Source organism: Marinomonas epiphytica, from assembly GCF_054780655.1.
In genome coordinates this window covers 205,489-228,186 of sequence record NZ_BAAGVX010000033.1, presented here as the reverse complement: position 1 = coordinate 228,186, position 22,698 = coordinate 205,489, and the positions used below count along the sequence as shown (strand labels likewise).

Annotated in this window: 20 protein-coding genes and 1 riboswitch; of the genes, 15 read left to right on the top strand and 5 right to left on the bottom strand. The window is 43.6% G+C overall.

Translation table 11 applies throughout. The annotated features are described in order from the left end of the window. Positions 1-6: 6 nt before the first annotated feature. Positions 7-2,244, bottom strand: coding sequence for a YgiQ family radical SAM protein (locus tag ACYVGZ_RS11345; protein ID WP_460755479.1), 2,238 nt, complete (start codon positions 2,242-2,244; stop codon positions 7-9). A gap of 123 nt (positions 2,245-2,367) precedes the next feature. Further along, positions 2,368-3,012 carry a class I SAM-dependent methyltransferase gene (locus ACYVGZ_RS11340; protein WP_460755476.1) on the bottom strand — a complete coding sequence of 215 codons (645 nt, stop codon included), beginning with the start codon at positions 3,010-3,012 and terminating at the stop codon, positions 2,368-2,370. Between the two features lie 178 nt (positions 3,013-3,190). Between ACYVGZ_RS11340 and ACYVGZ_RS11335 the strand changes: the two genes are divergently transcribed. Further along, positions 3,191-3,361, top strand: coding sequence for a DUF2496 domain-containing protein (locus tag ACYVGZ_RS11335; RefSeq protein ID WP_460755474.1), 171 nt, complete (start codon positions 3,191-3,193; stop codon positions 3,359-3,361). A gap of 29 nt (positions 3,362-3,390) precedes the next feature. On the opposite strand, the gene ACYVGZ_RS11330 is transcribed toward ACYVGZ_RS11335, so the two are convergent. Further along, on the bottom strand, positions 3,391-4,878 hold the full coding sequence (locus tag ACYVGZ_RS11330) for a methyl-accepting chemotaxis protein (RefSeq protein ID WP_460755471.1): 1,488 nt from the start codon (positions 4,876-4,878) through the stop codon (positions 3,391-3,393). A gap of 158 nt (positions 4,879-5,036) precedes the next feature. On the opposite strand from ACYVGZ_RS11330, the gene ACYVGZ_RS11325 reads away from it, so the two are divergent. Further along, a complete protein-coding gene (locus ACYVGZ_RS11325; protein ID WP_460755469.1) occupies positions 5,037-6,281 on the top strand; it encodes a leucine-rich repeat domain-containing protein in 1,245 nt (414 codons plus the stop codon). A 42-nt stretch (positions 6,282-6,323) separates the two neighbouring features. On the opposite strand, the gene ACYVGZ_RS11320 is transcribed toward ACYVGZ_RS11325, so the two are convergent. Next, positions 6,324-6,803 carry a 6,7-dimethyl-8-ribityllumazine synthase gene (locus tag ACYVGZ_RS11320; protein ID WP_460755466.1) on the bottom strand — a complete coding sequence of 160 codons (480 nt, stop codon included), beginning with the start codon at positions 6,801-6,803 and terminating at the stop codon, positions 6,324-6,326. A 124-nt stretch (positions 6,804-6,927) separates the two neighbouring features. Continuing rightward, a riboswitch (FMN riboswitch) is annotated at positions 6,928-7,080 on the bottom strand. Between the two features lie 206 nt (positions 7,081-7,286). Here ACYVGZ_RS11320 and cobJ point away from each other — a divergent pair. The 6 genes from cobJ (at position 7,287) to ACYVGZ_RS11290 (ending at position 15,677) form a co-directional block, all read left to right on the top strand. Then, positions 7,287-8,063 (top strand): precorrin-3B C(17)-methyltransferase, encoded by a 777-nt coding sequence (cobJ, locus tag ACYVGZ_RS11315; protein WP_460755463.1) that lies wholly within the window; start codon positions 7,287-7,289, stop codon positions 8,061-8,063. Positions 8,064-8,072: 9 nt separating this feature from the next. Beyond that, positions 8,073-8,858 carry a precorrin-4 C(11)-methyltransferase gene (gene cobM / locus ACYVGZ_RS11310; RefSeq protein ID WP_460755460.1) on the top strand — a complete coding sequence of 262 codons (786 nt, stop codon included), beginning with the start codon at positions 8,073-8,075 and terminating at the stop codon, positions 8,856-8,858. After that, on the top strand, positions 8,849-9,928 hold the full coding sequence (gene cobW, locus ACYVGZ_RS11305) for a cobalamin biosynthesis protein CobW (RefSeq protein ID WP_460755457.1): 1,080 nt from the start codon (positions 8,849-8,851) through the stop codon (positions 9,926-9,928). The genes cobM and cobW overlap by 10 nt, the downstream gene beginning before the upstream one ends. An 18-nt stretch (positions 9,929-9,946) precedes the next feature. Next, complete coding sequence (gene cobN, locus ACYVGZ_RS11300) at positions 9,947-13,813, top strand: cobaltochelatase subunit CobN (protein WP_460755454.1); 3,867 nt, start codon at positions 9,947-9,949, stop codon at positions 13,811-13,813. 79 nt (positions 13,814-13,892) lie between these two features. Continuing rightward, positions 13,893-15,086, top strand: a complete 1,194-nt coding sequence (locus ACYVGZ_RS11295; protein ID WP_460755451.1) for a sirohydrochlorin chelatase — start codon at positions 13,893-13,895, stop codon at positions 15,084-15,086. Between the two features lie 111 nt (positions 15,087-15,197). Then, positions 15,198-15,677 (top strand): DUF7000 family protein, encoded by a 480-nt coding sequence (locus tag ACYVGZ_RS11290; RefSeq protein WP_460755449.1) that lies wholly within the window; start codon positions 15,198-15,200, stop codon positions 15,675-15,677. A gap of 104 nt (positions 15,678-15,781) precedes the next feature. Here the strand turns inward: ACYVGZ_RS11290 and ACYVGZ_RS11285 are convergent, their stop codons facing one another. Then, entirely contained in the window at positions 15,782-16,051 is a 270-nt protein-coding gene (locus tag ACYVGZ_RS11285) for a hypothetical protein (RefSeq protein WP_460755447.1), read from the bottom strand. A gap of 906 nt (positions 16,052-16,957) precedes the next feature. Between ACYVGZ_RS11285 and ACYVGZ_RS11280 the strand changes: the two genes are divergently transcribed. The 7 genes from ACYVGZ_RS11280 (at position 16,958) to nadN (ending at position 22,637) form a co-directional block, all read left to right on the top strand. Beyond that, complete coding sequence (locus ACYVGZ_RS11280) at positions 16,958-17,491, top strand: P-loop NTPase family protein (protein ID WP_460755444.1); 534 nt, start codon at positions 16,958-16,960, stop codon at positions 17,489-17,491. Between the two features lie 9 nt (positions 17,492-17,500). Next, on the top strand, positions 17,501-18,043 hold the full coding sequence (locus ACYVGZ_RS11275) for a DinB family protein (protein ID WP_460755441.1): 543 nt from the start codon (positions 17,501-17,503) through the stop codon (positions 18,041-18,043). Between the two features lie 78 nt (positions 18,044-18,121). After that, complete coding sequence (locus ACYVGZ_RS11270; protein ID WP_460755438.1) at positions 18,122-18,451, top strand: Fis family transcriptional regulator; 330 nt, start codon at positions 18,122-18,124, stop codon at positions 18,449-18,451. 111 nt (positions 18,452-18,562) lie between these two features. Continuing rightward, positions 18,563-19,477: a DMT family transporter gene (locus ACYVGZ_RS11265; protein WP_460755435.1), complete on the top strand. Its 915-nt coding sequence runs from the start codon at positions 18,563-18,565 to the stop codon at positions 19,475-19,477. A 53-nt stretch (positions 19,478-19,530) separates the two neighbouring features. Continuing rightward, the gene (locus ACYVGZ_RS11260) at positions 19,531-20,064 is read left to right on the top strand and encodes a hypothetical protein (RefSeq protein WP_460755433.1); all 534 of its coding nucleotides are present in this window, start codon (positions 19,531-19,533) and stop codon (positions 20,062-20,064) included. A 131-nt stretch (positions 20,065-20,195) separates the two neighbouring features. Next, complete coding sequence (sugE, locus tag ACYVGZ_RS11255) at positions 20,196-20,507, top strand: quaternary ammonium compound efflux SMR transporter SugE (RefSeq protein ID WP_460755430.1); 312 nt, start codon at positions 20,196-20,198, stop codon at positions 20,505-20,507. A 288-nt stretch (positions 20,508-20,795) separates the two neighbouring features. Then, positions 20,796-22,637 carry an NAD nucleotidase gene (gene nadN, locus ACYVGZ_RS11250; protein ID WP_460755427.1) on the top strand — a complete coding sequence of 614 codons (1,842 nt, stop codon included), beginning with the start codon at positions 20,796-20,798 and terminating at the stop codon, positions 22,635-22,637. The last annotated feature ends 61 nt before the right edge of the window (positions 22,638-22,698 follow it).

Here is a 22,698-nt window from a genome sequence, read left to right as displayed (position 1 = left end):
CAAGGCTTAGCGAGTTGCTTTTGTTTTTCTTTTCTTATTCATACCATTGATTGTGCTATTGGCATTACTGCTTTTACGTCTCGTTTTTTGAGCCTGACTAATGTTGTCTTTAGTTGGGCGATTAGAACTGTGGGATGCGCCAGTACGCTGGCCAGGCTTGGCTTTTCTTGGCCGACGTGGTTGTTGTTTATCTTTTTCTTCTGGTGGAACAAGTTTGTTTAAGCCGTGGCCAATAAGGTCCGCTCTGCCCATGGTTATTAGGGTATTACGCAGGTCTTTCCAGTTGCTAGCATCGTGATAGCGTAAAAAGCCTTTTTGTACGGTGCGTTGCTTATAATCTTTCGGCGTATAAACCTCTTCACTCTTATAAGAAACAGGCTTAAGAGGATTTTTCCCTGAGTGGTACATGGCGGTCGCTAAAGACATAGGCGATGGATAAAAAGTCTGTACCTGATCCGGCTTAAAATCATTGTTCTTTAACCATAGAGCAAGGTTCATCATGTCTTCATCGGAACTTCCCGGGTGAGCCGCGATGAAGTAAGGGATCAAGTGCTGTTTTTTACCTGCTTCTTTAGAATATTTGTCGAACATTTTCTTGAAGCGGTCATAGGTACCCATACCAGGCTTCATCATTTTTGATAAAGTGTCTTTTTCTGAGTGCTCGGGTGCAATTTTGAGGAGGCCACCTACATGGTAGGTCACTAATTCGCGAACATATTCTGGGTCTTCTACCGCTAGGTCATAGCGTAAACCTGAGGCAATCGACACAGTGTGAATGCCTTCTATAGCGCGGGCTTTACGGTACAGCTGAGTGGTTGGACTATGGTCGGTATTCAGATTGCTACAAATTGTTGGGTACACACATGAGAGCTTACGGCACGAGGCTTGGATCTCATCATCTTTACAGTTAAGTGTGTACATGTTGGAAGTAGGGCCGCCTAGGTCAGAAATATGACCGGTAAAACCTGGTACTTTTGCTTTGATGTCTTCTATTTCATTGAGAATAGATTCATGGGAACGTGATTGAATAACACGACCTTCATGTTCTGTAATTGAGCAAAAGGTGCAGCCACCAAAACAACCGCGCATGATATTGATCGACGTTTTTATCATGTCGTAAGCAGGAATACGGGCTTTCTGGTATTTAGGGTGAGGTACTCTGGCATAGGTTAAATCAAACACCCCATCCATTTCTTCGGTTTCTAATGGGATTGGTGGTGGGTTGACCCAAATTTCTTTTTTTCCGTGTTTTTGAATTAATGCACGGGCATTATGAGGGTTAGATTCCAGGTGCAAAATACGTGACGTATGGGCGTAAAGAACAGGATCTTTTGAAACTTTTTCAAACGAAGGTAAGCGAATATAAGTCTTTTCAGGAATAAGCTTTTCGCCACGGCGTAACGGTGCAGGTATCACGCGAATTGGCATCACGCCATCGTCTTCTTTGCCATTATCTGTTTGACATTTTCCTTCCGGAATATATTCATAAGGGCTGTAGATCTTATCTATTTTTCCAGGCCAGTCGACTCGGGTTGAATCCAATTCAGAAAAACCACCAGGTGGCGTATCACGGACAATCGTAGTGCCTCGAATATTCGTCAATTGGGCCATAGTTTTGCCCATTGCCAACTGATGGGTCACTTCAACAATGGCACGCTCGGCATTGCCGTATAATAGAATGTCTGCTGTGGAATCGATAAGTACTGAACGTCTAACTTCGTCGCTCCAATAGTCATATTGAGCAATTCGACGCAAACTGGCTTCGATACCGCCAATCATGACAGGTACATCTTGGAAGGCTTCTTTACAGCGCTGAGAATACACAATGACTGCTCGGTCAGGGCGTTTTCCGCCAGCACCGTAGGGAGTATAAGCATCGTCGTTACGAACTTTCAAATCCGCCGTATAACGATTGATCATGGAGTCCATGTTGCCAGCAGTGACGCCAAAATAAAGGTTGGGTCGTCCTAGGCGCTGAAAATCGTCCACATTACGCCAGTTTGGTTGGTCAATAATGCCAACACGATAACCTTGTGCCTCTAGCAGGCGGCCCATGACAGCCATACCAAAACTTGGGTGATCTACATAGGCGTCACCGGTTACCAAGATAACGTCACAACTGTCCCAACCAAGTTGGTCCATTTCCTCGCGAGTGGTAGGGAGAAAAGGGGACACACCATAGCACTCAGCCCAATACTGTGGGTAGGAGAAAAGGTGTTTAGCAGTTTTGTGTCGTTTTATCATGGTGCTCTCTTGGGGTTCGCCTAAGCTAAAATACTAACTTGTTACCACAAGTTATTATTGAATAGGTTATTATCCCAGAAAACACCCAGGGTATACAGGAATAACTAAAACAGGCGTTAAGTATTATGTGTCAGCCTTGAGGTGCCACACACTTTCCTCAAAGCAGTTAAAGCCTCGTTCTTGATAATCATGTTGGCTTTGAGCCAGATCTTCACTGGCGACCTTGCGTATTTTATTGCCCCAAAGTGTTGGAATGTCTTGTTCACTTACAGAGAAAGGAGGGGTGTTCACATCACCATCATGATGCAACGAAATGAGTAATGTAAATGCATTACTCCCTAAGCGCGCAAGGGTGTGTTTGACGTAATCGGCTCTTTTGCTACTCGGCATGGCAACCATGGCAGCGCGGTCGTAGCAGGCATCAAAATCATTTTCTGTAAATTGAAAATAATCCCCTTCTACAATGCGCAGTGGTAACCCTTCAACTTGATGAATTTTTAAGTTGTCTTGCTGGAGGGTTTCATAAGAAAAATCGTTATCCCCCAAAAACTGCACCACAGCTAAGGGAGACAGCTCAACACCTGTTACCTCATAGCCTTGCTCTGCTAGCCAGACTAAGTCATGGGATTTACCGCATAACGGAACCAGCACACGTGTACCACGGGGAAATGAAGGCCAAAACTCAATTAATTTTGGGTTCACGCCGTCTTGATGAAAACCAATGCGACCCGTTTGCCAGCGATCTAACCAGAAATCATTTGTTACCACAGAAGACCTCGAAAACAGAAAATGAACCTTATCAAACTTCGACAGGAGCTTGATCTACAAAGGGTTTAAAACAGATAATATTGTGCCATTAACGATTGTAAAAACCATCTTTTACAAGGCTTAAACTACATAATGACACAATAATACTGCATTTCTTTGACTGGGATTTGACAATAAAATGATGCTTGAGAACGCCCCTAAACACATTCAACTGGCGGTAGATCTAATTGAACTGCTAGAAACTAATGATATTGACGAAGAGACAGCTGTGACGGCGTTAGAAATTGTATTGGCGGATTATCGTAATAAGTTAGAGCAAAAGAGCTTAGTCAAAGGGAGCGCAAAGTAAGCCAAAGCAGCCCCCTTCGGTTATTGTATCTAGTGTTTAAATGTACTGGCTTTGTGGCTGTATTCTTCTGTTACTTGTTGGATGTCTATGCAATCTTGACTTAATTGGCGCATAAGGTCCTGTAGCTCCGTTATGGTATCAGCGTTGTCGTTCAATTTATTGCTGATATCTTCAACGTGGCTAGCTTGCTCTTGGGTTTCGGTGGCGATGTGTTGGCTGGAGCTGGCAATGCCGCTTACATCCTGGGCTCTTTTCTTTAGGTCATCTGAAATGGTGTGGGTATGCTCAACACTGACTTCTGTTCTTTGTGTGCCTGATTGAATGGATTCAACAGTTTTTTGTACGCTGTTATTTAGGTCTGCCAATACTTTTTCAATTTCATCTGTGGAGGCGCTTGAACGCTGAGCTAAGGTCCTTACTTCATCTGCCACTACCGCAAAGCCGCGTCCAGATTCACCTGCTCGTGCTGCCTCAATAGCGGCATTTAGAGCAAGTAAATTGGTTTGTTCAGAAATATCACGAATGGATTGTAGTAATAGGTTAATGCTGTCTACATCGGAAGTAAGAGTGCTAAGAGAATTGGAGATGGCTTGAGTGTCATCGGCCAACAGCTGCATATCCTTCATAATTTCATGGGCTTGCAGACTATCTTCTAATGTTGCTTGTTCAAGAGTTTTAATATTCGTAGCAGAGGTTAGACTGTGCTCAGCCACGGTTTTAATAGAGGAGGTGACTTGTTCGGCGGAATGAATCGCAGCTCTTGAGCTTACGTGGTTTGATTCCACATGCTGTTGGGTTAGCTGACTGATCTTACCAACTTTTTGGCTGGTGTTAGTTAGTGTGTCTGCAATTTTGTGAAAGTCAGCAAATAGTGCCGCTAAGTCATTTAATAAGGTGTTTAGGGCCTGTTCAGCACTTGATTTAGGGTCGCTAATGCGTAAAGACAATTGTTTCGTTGTGGATACTTGCTGAATGGTGTTAGCAATATTTAAGTTGGCGGATGACTCTTTCTTCATTTGCTGGGCCATATACATAAGAACAATGGCTTCTGCTCCTGCAAAAGCACAATGTACAAGCATAACCCCCATATGATGAGGACCAGAAAACACCATTAGCGGAATATCGAACAGACTAACTTGCGCCATTTGCAAGTACATAAAGCTAATGTGGTAAATCGCTGTGGTCAGTAGTGCGGCTAGGAAGGGTTGCCATCTTTGGTAAACTAGAAACAGCGCCATGCCAACAAATACGTGAAAGTGCATTTCGATCATGCCAAGCTGGCTTTGAATTAATGCGGATGAATACAGCATCATAATGATGGCTGCTAAAACAGAAAAAATAGGGCGGCCTTTGCACAGCGAGTAGGAAGCTTGGGTCAGAATAAAGAGCATTAAAGCGCTAATTAAAGAAAAGCCAATGAGTTTAGGGCCTAGCAAGCCACTGAATAGTAAAATAGGGACCTGGATTAAAAGAGCTCGATAAATAAAAAGGTCAGAATTTCGTAGCTTGTCTTGCATGTTGTCTCTGTATGGATAATTGACTAAAAAGTCATCTTAACAAAAACAAGCAATGAGGGAACGAGTTAATTGATTTTATTGAGCCTTGATAGCGCGCCTGGTAGAACAGGCATAAGTTAGCAGGTTATAATCTCGCCCTTTTACAATAAGGGTACTCAGTGCATACATTAGAAGCCTTACAGAATGGTGAATTACAAGGTGTTACTCGTTTGCAGCTTGCAGAAAACCTCAATCACTTTCCGTCGGCTATTTATGATTTGGCGGATTCGCTAGAAATTCTAGATTTGTCGAATAACCAATTAGCGTCACTGCCTGATGACCTAGATAGGTTGAAGAATTTACGCATTCTGTTTTGTTCTAATAACCAGTTTACTCACTTACCAAAAGTGCTTGGTAAATGTCCTAAATTAGAAATGATTGGTTTTAAGGCGAACCAGATTCGCAAGGTCAGTAGCGACTCCATACCTGAGCAAACTCGCTGGTTGATTCTTACGGATAATCAGATAAATGAACTACCGAGTGACATTGGTAAGTGTCGGCGTCTTCAAAAACTTGCCCTAGCGGGTAATCGACTGGTTTCTTTACCTGCTAGCTTAGCAAACTGTCATAATCTGGAACTGATTCGACTGTCAGCCAACCAGTTGGCTACTTTTCCTGAAGTAGTATTGAAACTGCCAAAGTTAGCCTGGTTTGCTTTCTCTGGTAACCCTTTTTGTGCCCCTAGAGACCAACACGATGACTTTGTAAAAGTTAAGAGATCAGATTTACAGTTGCAACAAGTTTTAGGACAAGGAGCTTCGGGGGTGATCTCTCAGGCAAGTTGGGTAAATAATAGTCTGAACTTTCCTGAGCAAGTAGCAGTGAAGGTGTTTAAAGGCGAGTTGACTAGCGATGGATTTCCTGAAGATGAGCTTGATGCATGTTTGGCAACGGGTAGTCATCCAAATTTGGTGACGCCATTAGCAAAAATAGGCCAAGAAGAAGGAGCGGCTTTGGTCATGGAGTTGATCCCACCTCATTATATCAATTTGGGGCAACCACCCAGTTTAGCCAGCTGTACTCGTGATACCTTTACTCAAGGGCAACGCTTCAGTGTTGAGCAGGTGCATGACATTATTGAACAAATGGAAGGTCTGGTAGCACACTTTGCGGAACGTGCTGTGAGTCATGGGGATTTGTACGCCCACAATGTGCTGATTGATCCCGAGACTTGTCATATTTTATTTGGTGATTTTGGCGCGGCGTCTAAATACGCTCACTTAAAGAGTGATCTACAGGAGGGAATTAAGGCCATAGAGCAACGGGCCTTGAGCTACTTTGTTGAAGATATGATCAGTATTTGTGACATAAAAAACGGCAATGACCAGGAGTTGTTGACGCAACTTCAAGCAAGATACTCATAATGTTAGCAAAAGCCGCTTTGTAAAGCGGCTTTTGCTTTGGGCCTATAGGGCTTTGGCCGCCTCTGTTAAGCGAATTGCTTGGTCACAAGCATTAGCCAGTTCTAAACCTTTTTTCACAAAATGACGAGTAAAGTAATCTTTGTGCTCGTCGTGTTCATGGAAATTGTGAGGGGTTAGAACAGCCGTTAATACCGGTACTTCTGTCTCAAGCTGTACTTGCATCAGCGCGTTACATACAGTTTGGGCAACAAAATCGTGACGGTAGATGCCGCCATCAACCACCAAGGCGCTACCAGCAATGGCATCATATTGGCCACTTTTGGCTAACAGTTTGGCTTGTAATGGAATTTCATATGCTCCAGGCACAGAAATGACATCAATTTGATCGGCTTGATAGCCGCGTGAAAGTAACTCTTTTTTAAATCCCTCTAAACAGTTTAAAACAATGTCTTCATGCCAAGTTGCGTGAAGAAATGCAACGCGTTTAGTAGCAGGAGTAAAATTCGTTGAGCTCTGATTCATGTTAACTTCCTAAATATCAAAAGGTGAATCAGGGCGAACGGACAGGCAAATACACCAGAATACACTGGCATACCTATAGCACGAGTAAGCACAGAAGTACTAACCCGATTGGAGGTCTTGTCTGACACGCTCTCTATCATCCGGACTATAACCGTCGGCTCTGGAATCACACCAGATCTGCTAGACCCTACCAAGGGTGTGTTGGTAGGCGCTCGCGGGCTTAGAAATATATTTCCTTACCGCCGGTGGGGAATTTCACCCCGCCCCGAGAACGAAATCGGAATTTTCCGATGGGGGAGAATATACGTGTTTTTATCCTAAGGTGTCAAAAGCTTGAGTGTAAAAAAATAGGTTTTCATGTTTTTTGCTTTATTAGCTGAACAATCTTCAATTTAACGTGAGGCTTTTGACTCCGTAATACTTATATTAAGTGTACAATACGCCCATTCGCGCACTGATGCGCACAATTTATGTAGAGAGAAAATGAGCAAGTTATTCGTAATGGGCATGGGGCCTGGTGACCTTGAGTTGGTTGCGCCCAAAGCCACTAAAGCACTTGCAGCTTGCAGTGATTGGGTTGCATATGGCTACTATCTAGAGTTATTAGGTGAGCTAAGCCAAGGAAAGAATTTTCATAATTTACCCCTTGGCGAAGAAATTAGCCGAGCAAGGCTGGCCTTGGATTTGGCCGCACAAGGCAAGACCACAGCATTAATTTCAAGTGGCGACATTGGCATTTACGCGATGGCAACCTTGGTGTTTGAATTGTTGGATTTACAATTGCAGGGTAAAGAGAAGCACCCTGAATGGCTTGATGTTGAGATAGACGTTATCCCTGGTATTTCGGCCATGCAAGCAGGAGCAAGCCGAGTTGGTGCCATGTTAGGTCATGATTTTTGTACCATTTCATTGTCTGACTTACTTACCCCATGGGAAACAATAGATAAACGCCTTCATGCTTGCGGGGCAGGGGATTTTGTTGTGTCTTTTTATAACCCTGTTTCTAAAAAACGGGATTGGCAACTTAACCATGCTAGGGACGTCTTATTGCAATACCGCCCAGCTACTACGCCTGTCATGATTGGTCGTCAATTAACACGCCCAGAAGAAGACATCACCTTCACAACGCTAGGGGCTTTGGACGCAAAGGATGTGGATATGTTCACCATGGTGAGTGTTGGTAACAGTGACAGCAAGCATATTCTGAATGGTGCAAAAGAGTGGATCTATACACCACGTGGCTATTCGAAAAAACTCTAAGAGGCGGACATGACAGTTTACTTTATTGGTGCAGGGCCTGGTGATCCTGACTTGATGACAGTCAAAGCGGTGAAAACAATGAAAAAATGTCCCGTTGTTTTATACGCTGGCTCATTAATTCCGACACAGGTAATCGACAGTGTTAGAGACACAGCGATAGCCATTTATGATACGGCCAAAATGAACTTAGATGAGACCACGGCGGTCATTGCTAAAGCCCACCAAGATGGCCATGACGTGGCTAGGCTGCAATGTGGTGATCCAGCACTATACGGTGCAATTGGCGAGCAAATTCGTCGTTTAGAAACACTAGACATTGATTATCAAGTGATTCCCGGAGTCAGCGCTGTTGCGGCATCGGCAGCCTTGTTAAAAAAAGAGTTGACCTTATCAGGGGTGTCGCAAACCGTTATTATGACACGCTATGAAGGGAAAACCCCTTTCCCAGAGCGGGAGCGTTTACCAGCTCTTGCGCAAAGTGGAGCAACCTTAGCAATCCACCTTGGTGTGACACGAATTCATAAAATAGTCGAAGAACTCTTGCCATTTTATGGCGCCGATTGCCCCGTGGCGGTGTGTTATCGCACCAGTTGGCCTGATCAAGACTACGTGACAGGCACACTGGCTGACATAGTCGAAAAAGTGCGCGCTAAGAAGTTTACGCGTACCAGCTTAATTTTAGTCGGCCAGGTGCTTAACACAGACGAGTTTGCAGATTCTTATTTATACGATAAGTCTCAAGCTCATATCTTTCGACCTATTCATAAGATCAACAAGGACTCATCATGCAATTAAATAAAATTCCGACAACCATAGTCACTGGATTCTTAGGCAGTGGTAAAACCACCTTGTTATCTAACGTATTAAAGCAAGCCGCTGGAAAGCGCATCGCTGTAATAGTGAATGAGTTTGGTGAATTAGACATAGACTCTGATTTGTTACGTTCCTGCCCACTAGATTGTGAAGATGGCCAAGACGACGTACAACGCTCTGATGATGGATTTTATGAACTGGCTAATGGGTGTATTTGTTGCACAGTAGAAGAAGAGTTTTTACCTGTGATGGAACAGCTGGTGGCCCGTCGTCATGACATTGACCATATTCTTATTGAAACCAGTGGCCTAGCTTTGCCCAAGCCCTTAGTACAAGCGTTTAATTGGCCTGGTATTAAAGAGCACTGCACAGTAGATGCTGTGATTACAGTGGTGGACGGTCCTGCCGTAGCGGCGGGTCGCTTTGCTAATAATGAAGAACAAGTACAACAACAGCGTCTCGCCGATGATAGCCTAGATCATGACCCTAGCTTGCAAGAATTGCTGGACGATCAACTCAGTGCCGCCGACCTTGTCGTGGTCAGTAAGAATGATCTATTGGACTCAGCTGAAAGAGAGACAGTACAGCAGGTGATCGGTCACCAAGTACCGGCTAGAGTTAAAACTACCTATATTGAAAATGGCGAAGCTGCATTAGACATGCTACTGGGCATTGATGCTGCCAGTGAAGAAAGAATCGATCAGATTCATAATCATCATGACCACCACCATGCTCATGGTGAAGAACACGATCATGCCCATGATCATTTTGATTCTTTTGTGATTAAGCTTGGCGAAGTTGAGTCTGAGCTGTTACAACAAGCTCTGAGTCAATTAGTTGAAGCTCATAATATTTATCGTGTGAAAGGTTTTGCCGCGGTTAATGGTAAACCTATGAGACAAGTGTTTCAGGTAGTCGGTATGCGAGTAGACAGATATTTTGACCGACTATGGCAAAGTGATGAAATACGCCGCACCCAATTAGTATTCATTGGCAAAGGGATTCAAAAACAGCAGATTGAAGACGCCCTTAATGACGCTCTCAGCGTATAAAGAAGGTAAAGTAAACTCGTGCATTTATTGGCGGCAAAACCGGGCGGATTTGTAGATGACGAAGGCATTGTTGATCTTGGTCAAACTCCTGCGGACATTCTAGTATTAGCTGCAGCGGACAGCCTAATTGGAGCCTTGGCGCAAGGCTTAGATGAAATTGCCGCTGAGCCTAACTCAGAATTTACCCTGCCAACAGTGCGTTTGGCTAACTGGATGCAGTTGCTCAAGCCAGCAGCTTATGACCTCTACGAAGACAAGGTACTAGAAGACACTCAGTTGGTGGTCTTATCTTTACTTGGTGGCGAGCATTACTGGGCTTACGGTTTCGAACGTTTACAAGCTTGGCAGGCCGCTAAGCCTAATCGTCAATTGATTGTGGTGCCTGGGGATGATACTCCTGATAGCGCTTTAATGGCGGCGTCAAGCTGTACGATAGAAACCGCTCACCGTGTATGGCGCTACCTTCGAGAGAGTGGCGCTAACAACACCAAACAACTGTTTTATTTTTTAGCGCACCAGTATTTTGGTCAATCTTACTCTTGGCAAGAACCCAGTGTGCTACCTTCGGCATTGATCTACTCAAAGGGAAAAATCGCCAGTGTTAAACAATGGCGGGAAGATTTTAAAGATGCATTGCAGGCTGATTGGCCTGTCGTTATGGTCACATTTTATCGCTCTCATCTGCAGAGCGGCAATACCGGCATGTTCGACCAGCTACTTGCAATATTGGAAAAGCTTGAACTGGTCCCCATTGCCGTCGCGGTCAATTCTTTAAAAGACAGTATGGCGGTGTCTTTAATTGAGGATCTTAGTGAACAATGCACAGTTAGCCTAATTTTGAATACCACTGGCTTTGCTGCAAATCGAGTAGACAGCCCAGACTTAGCTTCCCAGCCTACAGACTTTTCATCCAGTTTTGCATTGAATCTGCCTGTCTTACAGTTGATCTTATCGACAAGTACACAAGACGATTGGCAAGAGCAAACCCAGGGCCTGCGAAATAGAGATATAGCCATGCAGGTGGTGTTGCCTGAAATGGATGGCCGTATTATTACTCGGTCCATAAGTTTTAAAGCCTTAAGTCATTATCACCAAGATGCTCAGGTTGATCTTATTCGCTATCAACTTCACCCAGAGCGGGCTAATTTTGTTGGTCAATTAGCAAAGCGGTATGCTGTGCTTGCTGCTAAGCCAAATGCCCACAAACGGGTGGCTTTTGTATTGGCAAATTACCCAACTAAAGACGGTCGTATTGGTAATGGTGTGGGTTTGGATACGCCGACGTCCACGGTTACCTTATTGACTGCATTAAAAGAAGCTGGCTATTCAATTGAAGAGATTCCGCAAACAGGAAATGAGCTAATTGAAACGTTATTGGGGACTGTTACCAACAACCCTAACACGCTTCATGAAAGAGACTGTTGGCAAAGCCTAGCCTTAGAAGATTACTTAACGTATTTTTATCAATTGCCTTTGGTGGCTCAACAGGCCATTTGGGAACGCTGGGGAGCGCCCGAGGACGACCATAAATGCCGCACTATCCAACGAAGCGGGCAATTAGAGCGACGCCTTATGGTCGCTGGCATCCGCCTTGGGGAGACTTTTGTCGGGGTTCAACCTGCCCGTGGCTTTAACTTAGATTTACAAGCCAATTATCACGACCCCGACCTTGTACCGCCTCACAGCTATTTGGCGTTTTATTTTTGGTTGCGCCATGTGTATCAAGTTGATGCCTTTGTTCATGTGGGTAAGCACGGTAATCTTGAATGGCTACCAGGCAAAGGAACCGCTTTATCTAGTACCTGCTGGCCTGATGTTATCCTAGGGCCAATGCCCAATTTTTATCCTTTCATCGTTAATGACCCAGGTGAAGGCGCACAGGCTAAGCGCCGGACTCAAGCGACTATTATTGACCACCTTATGCCTCCTATGACACGAGCAGAAAGCTATGGAGAAATGGCTGAATTGGAGAGCTTGGTGGACGAGTTTTATCAAGCGATGGGAATGGATGTACGTCGCGAAACTTGGCTTAAAGAACAAATACTGGAAAAGGTACAGAGCTCGCATCTTATTGAGGAGTTGTCTGGTGTAAAAGAAGGGGATGAAGAGTCCGTGTTAGAAGGGCTTGATACGTATTTGTGTGAAATAAAAGAAGCGCAAATTCGTCACGGACTGCACCGGCTTGGAGAGCTACCTGATCATGATAAATTGGCAGATACGCTGGTTGCATTACTGCGTCTACCAAGGAGTACCTCACCCAGCGGTCTAGGAATCTTGCATGCCATTAGTGTCGATCTCGCCTTATTTTCAGGCCCTGATGATTTTAATCCTATGGAGAGTCTGGCAACCCCATGGCAAGGTCCAAGGCCTAGCATGTTAGTCAGAGTTTCGGATGCGAGTTGGCGAACCCAGGCAGATACTAAGGAGAGGTTGGAAACCCTAGCCGCCGGTTTAGTGAAAACCTTTTTATTAGAACATGCTGATTTAGCAGAACTCGCACAGCCATTACCCTTAACCGCACAATTATTGAGCTATGCTAAAGCGCATGTTCTCAAGGCGTTAGAACAAAGCGCTAACAATGAGGTTGAGTCCCTCATCTTAGGGTTAGCTGGTGGCTTTGTACCACCTGGTCCAAGTGGCGCACCTACACGCGGACGATTAGATACCTTGCCAACAGGGCGAAACTTCTTTTCAGTTGATAATCGCGCGATTCCGTCTCCTGCTGCTTGGGCTATTGGGCAAAAGTCGGCTCAGGCGTTAATTGATCGGCATTTGCAGGAAGAAGGTGATTACCCGAAGAACCTCGGTCTTTCCGTATGGGGAACTGCCACTATGCGAACCGGTGGCGATGACATTGCGCAAGCTTTCGCACTGATGGGAGTGCGTCCTATCTGGGCTCCAGGTTCAAATCGGGTGACTGATTTTGAGGTGCTGTCTTGTATGCAGCTAGGGCGGCCTAGGGTGGACGTAACATTACGAGTGTCGGGCTTTTTTAGAGATGCCTTTGCAAACGTAATGCGCTTGTTTGACTCTGCTGTTCAAGCCATTGCCGAATTTGAGGAGCCCGGTGTGGGCAATGTGATTCGTGCTAATGTTGATGCTCAAAAACAGGCGCTTATTCAGCAAGGCGTTGCTCCTGAACAGGCTTCTCGGCAAGCCTCTTATCGTGTTTTTGGCTCCAAGCCAGGAGCTTACGGGGCTGGCTTACAAGGATTAATTGACGAGCGTTGCTGGGACTCCCAAGGGGATTTAGCGCAAGCTTATATTAACTGGGGAGGCTATGCTTACGATGGTGCTTCTGGCGATGGAGTAGAAGCTAAATCTGCTTTTGTAGCACGTTTAGTTAAGCTCGATACCGTGGTTCAAAATCAAGATAATCGTGAACACGATATTCTAGACTCTGACGACTACTATCAGTTTCAAGGAGGCATGACCAATGCAGTAAGCGAACTGAGTGGTCAAGCTCCAACTGTTTATCATAGTGATCACTCCAACCCAAGTGTGCCAAAAGTTCGTACTTTAAAAGAAGAGTTGAACCGGGTGGTACGCTCCCGAGTACTGAACCCTAAATGGATTGATGCCATGCAAACTCATGGTTACAAAGGGGCCTTTGAAATGACAGCCACAGTGGATTACTTGTTTGCCTATGATGCAACAACCGATCTAGTGGCAGATTATCAGTATGAGCAAGTGACAGACCGGTTGCTGTTGGACCCAGACAATCAAGCCTTCATGCGTGATAACAACCCACATGCGTTAGAAGAAATGGGCGAGCGTCTATTGGAAGCCATCCAAAGAGGTATGTGGCAGGATGAGAAAGGCTACCAAGAACAGATTCAATCTCTATTGCTTGATCTTGATCAGCAACAAGAGCAAGGGCAGTGATCTTGGGCAGAAGGTCGCTGTAAAAAAAGCCATAGAAGGTTAAAATAGCGTCGTAAGAGACAATAAACAGAGAGAGAGAATGAGCAATATAACTCAAAGTAAAAAAGGCATTATGATTTGCGGGCATGGTAGCCGAGATAAAGACGCAGAACGGGAGTTTGGTTTAGTGGCCGAAGGGTTGCGAGCACGTTATCCTGATTTACCTGTAGAGTATGGTTTTTTAGAGTTTTCTGCCCCAAATATACACATGGGCCTTAACCGCCTAGTGGACAAGGGCGTAGAAGAAATATATGCCATTCCAGGAATGTTATTTGCTGCCACTCACGCGAAAAACGATATCCCTTCCGTTCTCACTACTTATGAAGAAAAACACCCCGGCTTAACCGTAACCTATGGCAGAGAATTGGGACTGCAAGACGACATGATAAATGCGTTTCAAGCTCGTATTTATGAGTCCCTTGGGTTAGACCCTGAAAACCCACCGGAAAACCTGTATGACACCATGTTGGTCGTTGTTGGCCGTGGAACATCTGATACCTCTGCTAATGCAGAAGCCGCAAAATTAACTCGAATTGTAAATGAAAATATGGGATTTGGCTGGGCAGACACAGTGTACTCCGGAGTGACATACCCATCTGTTGGTGTCGGTTTAGAGAAGCTACTGAAACTTGGTTTCAAACGTATTGTAGTAGCTCCGTACTTCTTATTTACTGGACGGCTTATCAAGCGTATACAAGGCTATGTTGATAAAGTTGCTCAAGAGAACAGCCATGTAGAGTTTATCCAGACTCCTTATTTAAATGATCATCCCAAAGTAATCGATGCTTTCCAAAACCGCGTTGAGGAAATTATGGCTGGAGACTACAGCCGTAATACGGAAGAAACCTTAATGAACTCCTTTAAGCGACGATTGGCGGCAGGTGAAGTGGATGTGCATCACCATCATGCTGAGTATGTTGATCCAGAAGATGATACTCAGGGTGCTTCACAAGCTGATCACCATCACGGGCATTCACACGACCACCATCATGGGCATTCACATGACCACCATCATGGCCATTCACATGACCACCATCATGGCCATTCACATGACCACCATCATGGGCATTCTCATGGAGTGTATAAACATATCGGTCATCCTATGGGGCCAAGAACCATGATAGGTGAAGGGGTTTGCTGTTGCTTCATGGGGCAATTTACTGATGACATTCTTGAAGAAGAAAAATCAAAAATTGATTCAGATTGTACCAAAACGGCTTTTGCTCACCGTTAATTAATACCGTAATTACCCTCTTATGAATATGGGAGGGTAGTTCACACCACCATAAAATTCATTCATTGCGACTATACTTTCAGATTCTAGTAAGTAACAAGGAGCTGTGTGATGATGGAACAAAGTTTAAGTCAGCGAATTATTCTTTACCGAAAAAAACTTGCCAGCGGTGAGCTACAGAGAACCTATCAAGACTTAGTTAAAATCTTACAAAATACGCGCACTATCTTAAAAAAAGACGAATCTCATCCATACTCGCTTGGTAGTGTTCAACATGGCTACCTAGACTACAGCTATTTTTATTTACAGAGCCCTTTGTTACAAGAACGCCACTTGAAGTTTGCTTTGGTGCTCAACCACTCACTTGTCCAATTTGAACTTTGGTTACTTGGTTGTACTAAACAGGTACAAAAAAAATATTGGATTCAATTAAAGGATACGTCCTGGGTACAAACTTCTGAGCTTCCAAAATACTATATTTTTGCAACTAAATTAGTGGAAAGTGATAACTATGAGCAAATTGAAATTTTAACTAAAAACTTAGTTACACATTTCAAGAAGCAGGCCTCTTCTATAGCTCGCATTTTATAGTGATTGGCGCTGCGCACCCAACAGCGCATTCTGTCTTAACACGTGGATAACAAAAAAGGCCGAATGTGAATCACATTCGGCCTTTATTTTGGTGCCAAACTAGCTTATGACGCTAGGTTGTTAAACTGTGCTTGAAGCTCAGCATATTTAGCTTGGTAAGCCGCTTCTTTTTCTGCGAAAGTGTGTGCACCGTTTAGGTTAACGCTGGCATCTACCGCTACGCCTTGAAGTTCAAGAGTTTTGGCTAGCGCATCAACACCTGCTTTAGCAGTACGTACTTGTTCGATCGGGCTGTCGTCTGTGTTTGCAAATGCACCAGAAGTCATAACAGCTGTAGCAAAAAGAGCGATGGCAGATTTTTTAAATGTGTTCATAATATTTCCCCTCATATTTCGGAATATAATTTCCGATTAGATTTAGTTTATTAAGCATGTTTGCTTTCGATGGAATGTATAATAGCTTTTTAAATTTAAATAAAAAGAGCTTGAGAGGCGCTTCCCTTTTTGATTCGTATAATCGATAAAATGCGTAAAATCGTTCTATTTCATAAGGAAAGTTTAAGGATTAAACAAATAAGGAAGAAAGATTCAAATAGCAGGTAAGAAGAATGCTTACCCCACCATTATTATTTTAATTAAGGGTGAAATAATGAAAATATGCATTCAAAAAGAGTTTAGAGTCTTTTTATTTGCACTTTTTAAGTGGGAATAAAAAGTAAAAAAGACGAATAAAAAACGTGCGGAAGGCGTTTTGACATAGATTTTGTGCCGGCAGGCATCACGATTTGATGTGATCGCTCAAGATTTTAAATAAATTTATTGTTAATGCGTAGGTCAGGATTCACGCAGCGAATCTGACGCCGAGGGCGCAGCCCTCGTGTATGCAGGGTGGATTTTAATGGAGTCATGGGCGCTGCGCACCCAACGGCGCATTACGGCCTCCGGCCTAACGGCGCCCTACGATTTGGCGGCGAAAAGTCCCAATGGAGAGGAATATGGGCGCTGCGCATCCAATGGCACATTACGATTAATCGTAGGCATCCACATTCAGATTTGTTTAGAGCCTGGTTATTAAAGGAAGTAGAGCAAGCTAAATGAGCTTGACTAAATATTAAGTAGTGAGCACTATACCAGTATGACTTATTTAACTTTTACGCTATTAACTACACGAATTATCATCACTCTCTAGAGTGGTGGGGTACGTTATACGTAAATACATCAACCCGCCCTTGTGGCGGGTTTTTTATTATTCCTGCCAGGGCTTTTAAAGGAGTAATTTAAATGAAGAAAATAGCAGTCTTTGGCAAACCTGGTAGTGGAAAATCGACCTTGAGTCAGCAGTTGGCAACAGAGTTGAACCTTCCTTTGTATGCTCTTGATACAATTTTGTACCAGCCGAATGGGAATGAAATCCCCTTAAACGAATATCAGTCCATCCATAATGACATACTAAACCAGCCAACTTGGATCATAGAAGGATTTGCTCCTTTTTCGGCGATTCCTTCGTTTTACGAGAGACTTAGCAAGGCTGATACGCTCATTTATATCGACTTTCCCTACTCTTTAACCTATTGGCTTGTGACAAAACGATTTATTAAAGGGATATTTAAAAAGCCGGAAGGTTGGCCTGCACACGCATCTTTATTAAAAGGCACCTTAGCCAGCTATAAAACATTGCGGTTATGCCCTAAGTTTTGGAATCAAAAGTTTATGGAAGCAATCACCGAGCAAGCTCAAGGGAAAGAATTGTATGTGATTCAATCATTAAACGACATGAAGAAACTTCAACAGCAGATAGTAAAGACGGAACAGTAAGGGGAAAATATGACAATGAAGTCTCAATTTCAACTAATGGCTGAATACAACCAGTGGATGAACAACAATATTTATCAGGCCGCTTCGACACTCAGTCAGGATGATCTTAAAAAAGATCGAGGTGCTTTTTTTGGGTCGATACTTGGGGTGTTAAATCATATCACTGTGGGCGACCTTATTTGGTTACACCGATTTGCGCAATGTCCCGAACCATTTTCTTCCCTAGAAGTAATGAAAAACTACCCAGCTCCTACTCAACTAGATGCTTGGATAGCCGATGATATAGTGCCACTGCAAGCACTCCGGCAAACTCTCGATAAGGCAATAGTAAGCTTTATTGAGGAAGTCACGGAGCAGCAACTTGAATCGTCACTTGAGTATCATAATACGCAAGGTGCTTTATACAGTAAAAAAATGGGGCATCTGTTATTACACTTTTTTAATCATCAAACTCATCATAGAGGGCAGGTCTCAACGCTGCTGAGCCAAATACAGATAGATATAGGTGTCACAGATTTATTAGTGCGTTTACCAAGTATAAATAGCCTTTAAATGAAGGATGATTCATAACAAAGGATATGTGGTAACTTTAGCCTTTGGTAAGCAGTAAATTCAGTTAGAGAAGTTGGAATGCGAAAAACCGATAAAAAGTTAGACAAGGCTATTATTGAAGTGCTCAATCAGGTGTGTAATCAAGCCTTGGATCAAGTACCTGGGTTCTGTTGGTTAACTCACAGAGTGGATTATCAAGACTTCCCTAACTCTTTAAACATTATTTGTATTTTTGATACGAACCAAGATATGACTAAAGCTCGCCAAGAGCATTTGATCCAACTCATTGAACAGGCGCTAAAGAAAATCCAGATTACCTTTAAGCATGTCAATAAACACATTCAATTTGATAGTGAAGAGAGCTGCTTGCTTGAAAATAATGGTCGATGGAAAGAGCGGCTTAGTTAGTAACTGGGAAAATCAATAATGATGAGTCATGATCCATTTGATGGAAGGGGTAAAAGACGATATGCCTTACAGGCAGTATTGACCACAGGAAAGTTGTTAAAGGGATAAAAAGTGGGTCTTAAATTTTACATCTCGTTGGGTGTCCTTGTGAATTGCATTTGGGGAACTGCGTTTCTAATCCCCTATGTGTTGCCAGAAGTGTCTTCTGTATTTATCGCGTTAGGTCGATATTTTTCTTATGGATTATTGTCTTTAGGTATCATCGTTTTTGGCCGTAAACACTGGCAAGGGCTGACCAAGAAACAGTGGTGGTATGCTTTTGTATTCTCCTTCACGGGAAATTTTGGATACTACCTGCTAATGGCCAGTAGTGTGCAAATAGGGAGCATAGTGACGACCAGCTTGATCATAGGTATTTTGCCAGTTGCTTTATTGGTGGTTGGAAACATGATTGAGCCTAGTATCGAGTTTCGGCGTTTAGTGTTTCCCATTGTTCTAATTCTTCTTGGCATGTTGGTGTTGGCAAATGGTCATGGGAAAGGAGATGGTCTACAAGGGCAACTGGCCCTTGGCGCGATTTTAGCGTTTATGGCTTTGGCAATGTGGACGTATTTTGGTGTTGCGAATGCTCGCTTTTTAAAGCAAAACGATGGCATTAACTCAAATACTTGGGCGTTAGCCATTGGGGTCGGCTGTTTAGTACAGAGTATTATGGTACTGCCTTTTGTGTTTACGCTCACCGATTGGCATCATGACTTCAACGCTTTATCGGTAAAAAGTGTTGGAGTTTTTTTGTTACTCAGTGTGTTTCTTGGAGTGGTAGTTTCCTGGTGGGCGGCACTATTATGGAATCGTGCCTCTCGTAATCTTCCCATAGCTCTATGCGGTCAGTTATTGGTATTTGAAACCTTATCGAGCTTGTTCTATGGCTACTTGGCGGATTGGCGATTCCCTAGTCTGTATGAAAGTGTTGCGATTGCTTTGGTGATTTCAGGTGTCTTTATTGTGCTAAGAAATAAATGGTAAAGTAAAACGATAAGTCATAGTTGTTACGAAAAATTGTATTTTTGGAGAAGGTTGTGCCACAAGTCAGTACGTCAGACGCTTTGTTAATTAAGCAATTACATCACTTGGTATTTGAGGATCAAGCTACTAAAGCTCTTATTGAAGAGGGTTTTCAGTCTGCGTTAGCGATATTTGAGCAGCCAGACTATGAACTACCTTACGCTTCGTTTAATTTACCTATCGAATCCTTTTTGCAAAAGTTAACGGCAGATCAAAGTGGAAAAATCGGCCTGTGCCGCGTATTTATTCTACGAGCAGGTTGTAAAATGCCTCGTCCTGAGATTCATCGTAATAGTATCCAGCGCCTAGTATCGTATTCAGGGGAAGGTAGCATCTTTTCAGCCAAACCAGGTGGGATTGATAGAAACTTTCAAGGGTTTTCTATTGCCAGCCCAGATAGTCAGTCGAAAGATAAGCCCCATTGGGATATCGTGCCGGAAAACACTTGGCATTACCCATTGGCAGGCGTTCAAGAAGATTGGTTTACTGTGACATTTCATAGCGCCAGTGAGGCGCTCATTATCGACGAATATTGGCAAGACGGTTAATGTGTCCTGTAAGGCTTGGAGTCGCCGAGGGGCGCCAATTCTGCTAATATTGCACCGTTTCATGTAATGACGTGAGGACGACCTCACCGCTCAGTTTTTCAGCAGGGGACGGCCCCAAACCGAGGTATATTATGAGTTGGGGAATCCTTGTGATAGCAGGGTTATTAGAGGTTGTTTGGGCGATAGGGCTAAAATACACAGATGGCTTTAGTCGGTTTTGGCCAAGTACGGTGACCGTTATTGCAATGGCCATCAGTCTATTCTTATTGAGTGTGGCACTTCGCACTTTACCCATTGGCACTGCGTATGCGGTGTGGGTGGGAATAGGGATGATCGGCACAGCCATTGTCGGCATCATAGTGTTCAATGAGCCGATTAATTTAATAAAATCCATCAGTTTATTGTTACTTTTAAGTGGTATTGTGGGGCTTAAGTTAGCCTAAAAAATTCTTCTTAAGAGTTGAGTCAGGTTAACCTCATAAGTTTAGCCTGACACTTCCCGGTGGAACTTCACATCTTAAATTCTAACCTTATGTCTTCGGATAACCCCTTGTTTGTCAAAGAGGCTCCTAGAGGAATCATACTTCTTGGGGAAAAAATTATATAAATATGACAAAAAGTAATTTATTTATTTGATGTTTAGTCAATAAATGATAATGATAGTAGATTGGCTTTGCTATTTATTTGCACAGATGCCAAAAATTCATTAAACACTTTGCAAGGAGTTGTTCATGCTCAAAAGATCTTTTGCCACCGCCGCATCAGCTGCGTTGTTTTTGACAGGGTGCCAATCACTAACAACGGCCTCTGATTCATCACAGCCACTGGACCTTAAAATTGTCCATGTTAATGACCACCACTCGCACTTATCTGCAGATACAGGCATAGATCTGCAATTAGCAGGCGAAAGAACTCGTGTGGCAGTTGGAGGCTTTCCTGCAACCGTGGCAAAAATTAAACAGCTCACTAATACATCTGAACCTGTTGTAAAAGTACATGCTGGTGATGCTATTACAGGAGATCTATTTTATACTTTATTTAAAGGGGAAGCAGATGCGGCTCTTATGAACCAAGCCTGTTTTGATGTCTTTACTTTAGGTAACCATGAGTTTGACGCAGGCGATGCTGGACTTGCCCAATTCCTTGACTGGTTAAAGTCTGATCCGAATTGTTCTACCGATGTGATCTCTGCCAATGTGAAGCCTGAAGTGGGGGTGTCACCCTTGGCTCTTAACAGTGCTGATGACTATTTCACCCCTTACACAATCAAAGAATACAATGGTGTAAAAGTAGGCTTTATTGGTATTGATATTGCGAATAAAACCAAAAACTCTTCTAGTCCAGATGAAACAACTGTTTTCTTAGATGAAGCCGAAACAGCACAACAGTATATTGATCAGCTAGAAGCGATGGGCGTGAATAAAATCGTTCTAGTCACCCATTACCAATATCAAAATGATGTGGCTTTGGCTGCTAAGTTAACCGGTGCAGATGTGATTATTGGTGGCGATTCACACACCTTATTGGGTGATTTCTCGGCGGTTGGGTTAGATGCTGCCGGACCATACCCTACTAAGGTGACTGACGCTGCTGGTAATCAGGTGTGTGTTGCACAAGCATGGCAATATTCTGCGGTAGTTGGTGAGCTGGATGTGTCTTGGGATAAAGACGGTGTTGTCACCAGCTGTGTCGGTACGCCGCACCTAATGCTAGCAGATAGCTTCAAGCGTAAAAATGCTGACGGTAAGCGTGTTGAGTTAACGGGTGCAGCTCGTGATGCCGTATACGCAGATGTGAAACAGCACATGCCTAAGCTAAGTATTGTAGAAGCAGATCCAGCGGCTGAGGCAACATTGGCTAAATTCGCTGAGAAGGTGGATGAAATGAAAGGCCAGGTGATTGGTCGTTCTGCTGCCAACCTATGTTTAGAGCGTATTCCTGGTCAAGGTCGCTCTAAACTGTGTGATCGTTCTATGACAGCTAGCCACGGTGCGGATATCTCTAATATCGTTGCCAAAGCTTTTCGTGATATGAGTAAAACCTCTGATATTGCCATTCAAAATGGCGGTGGCGTTCGTGTGGATATCGCTGAAGGTGAGTTGACCATTGGTGATGCTTATACTTTATTACCTTTCTCAAACACCATCGTTGAATTAGACATGACAGGAGCTGAAATTCAAGCAGTGCTTGAAGAAGCGCTTGACTACGCTATTGGTGAAGGCGGATCGACAGGAGCATATCCATATGCTTCCGGGTTACGCTGGAAAGTAGATGCTTCACAGCCTAAAGGTAGTCGCTTCTATGATCTTGAGGTAATGAAAAAAGGTGAGGCTTGGACTGCAATTGAACCAACCACTTCTTATAAAGTGGCTACCAATGACTACATTGCTCGCGGTAAAGACGGTTATGCCACCTTTGGTGTTGTCTTTAACGAAGGCCGCTATGTAGACACTTACTTAGATTACGCGCAAAGCTTTGTTGATTACATTCAGCATGTGGGAACGATCGACAAGTTGCCAATGGAAGAGTATTCGACTCAAGTTTTCATTAATCAGCAGGGTGTTCAACAATAGTCTGATTGACCCTAACGACAAAGCAAACCCTCAACCATTTTTGGTTGAGGGTTTTTTGTAC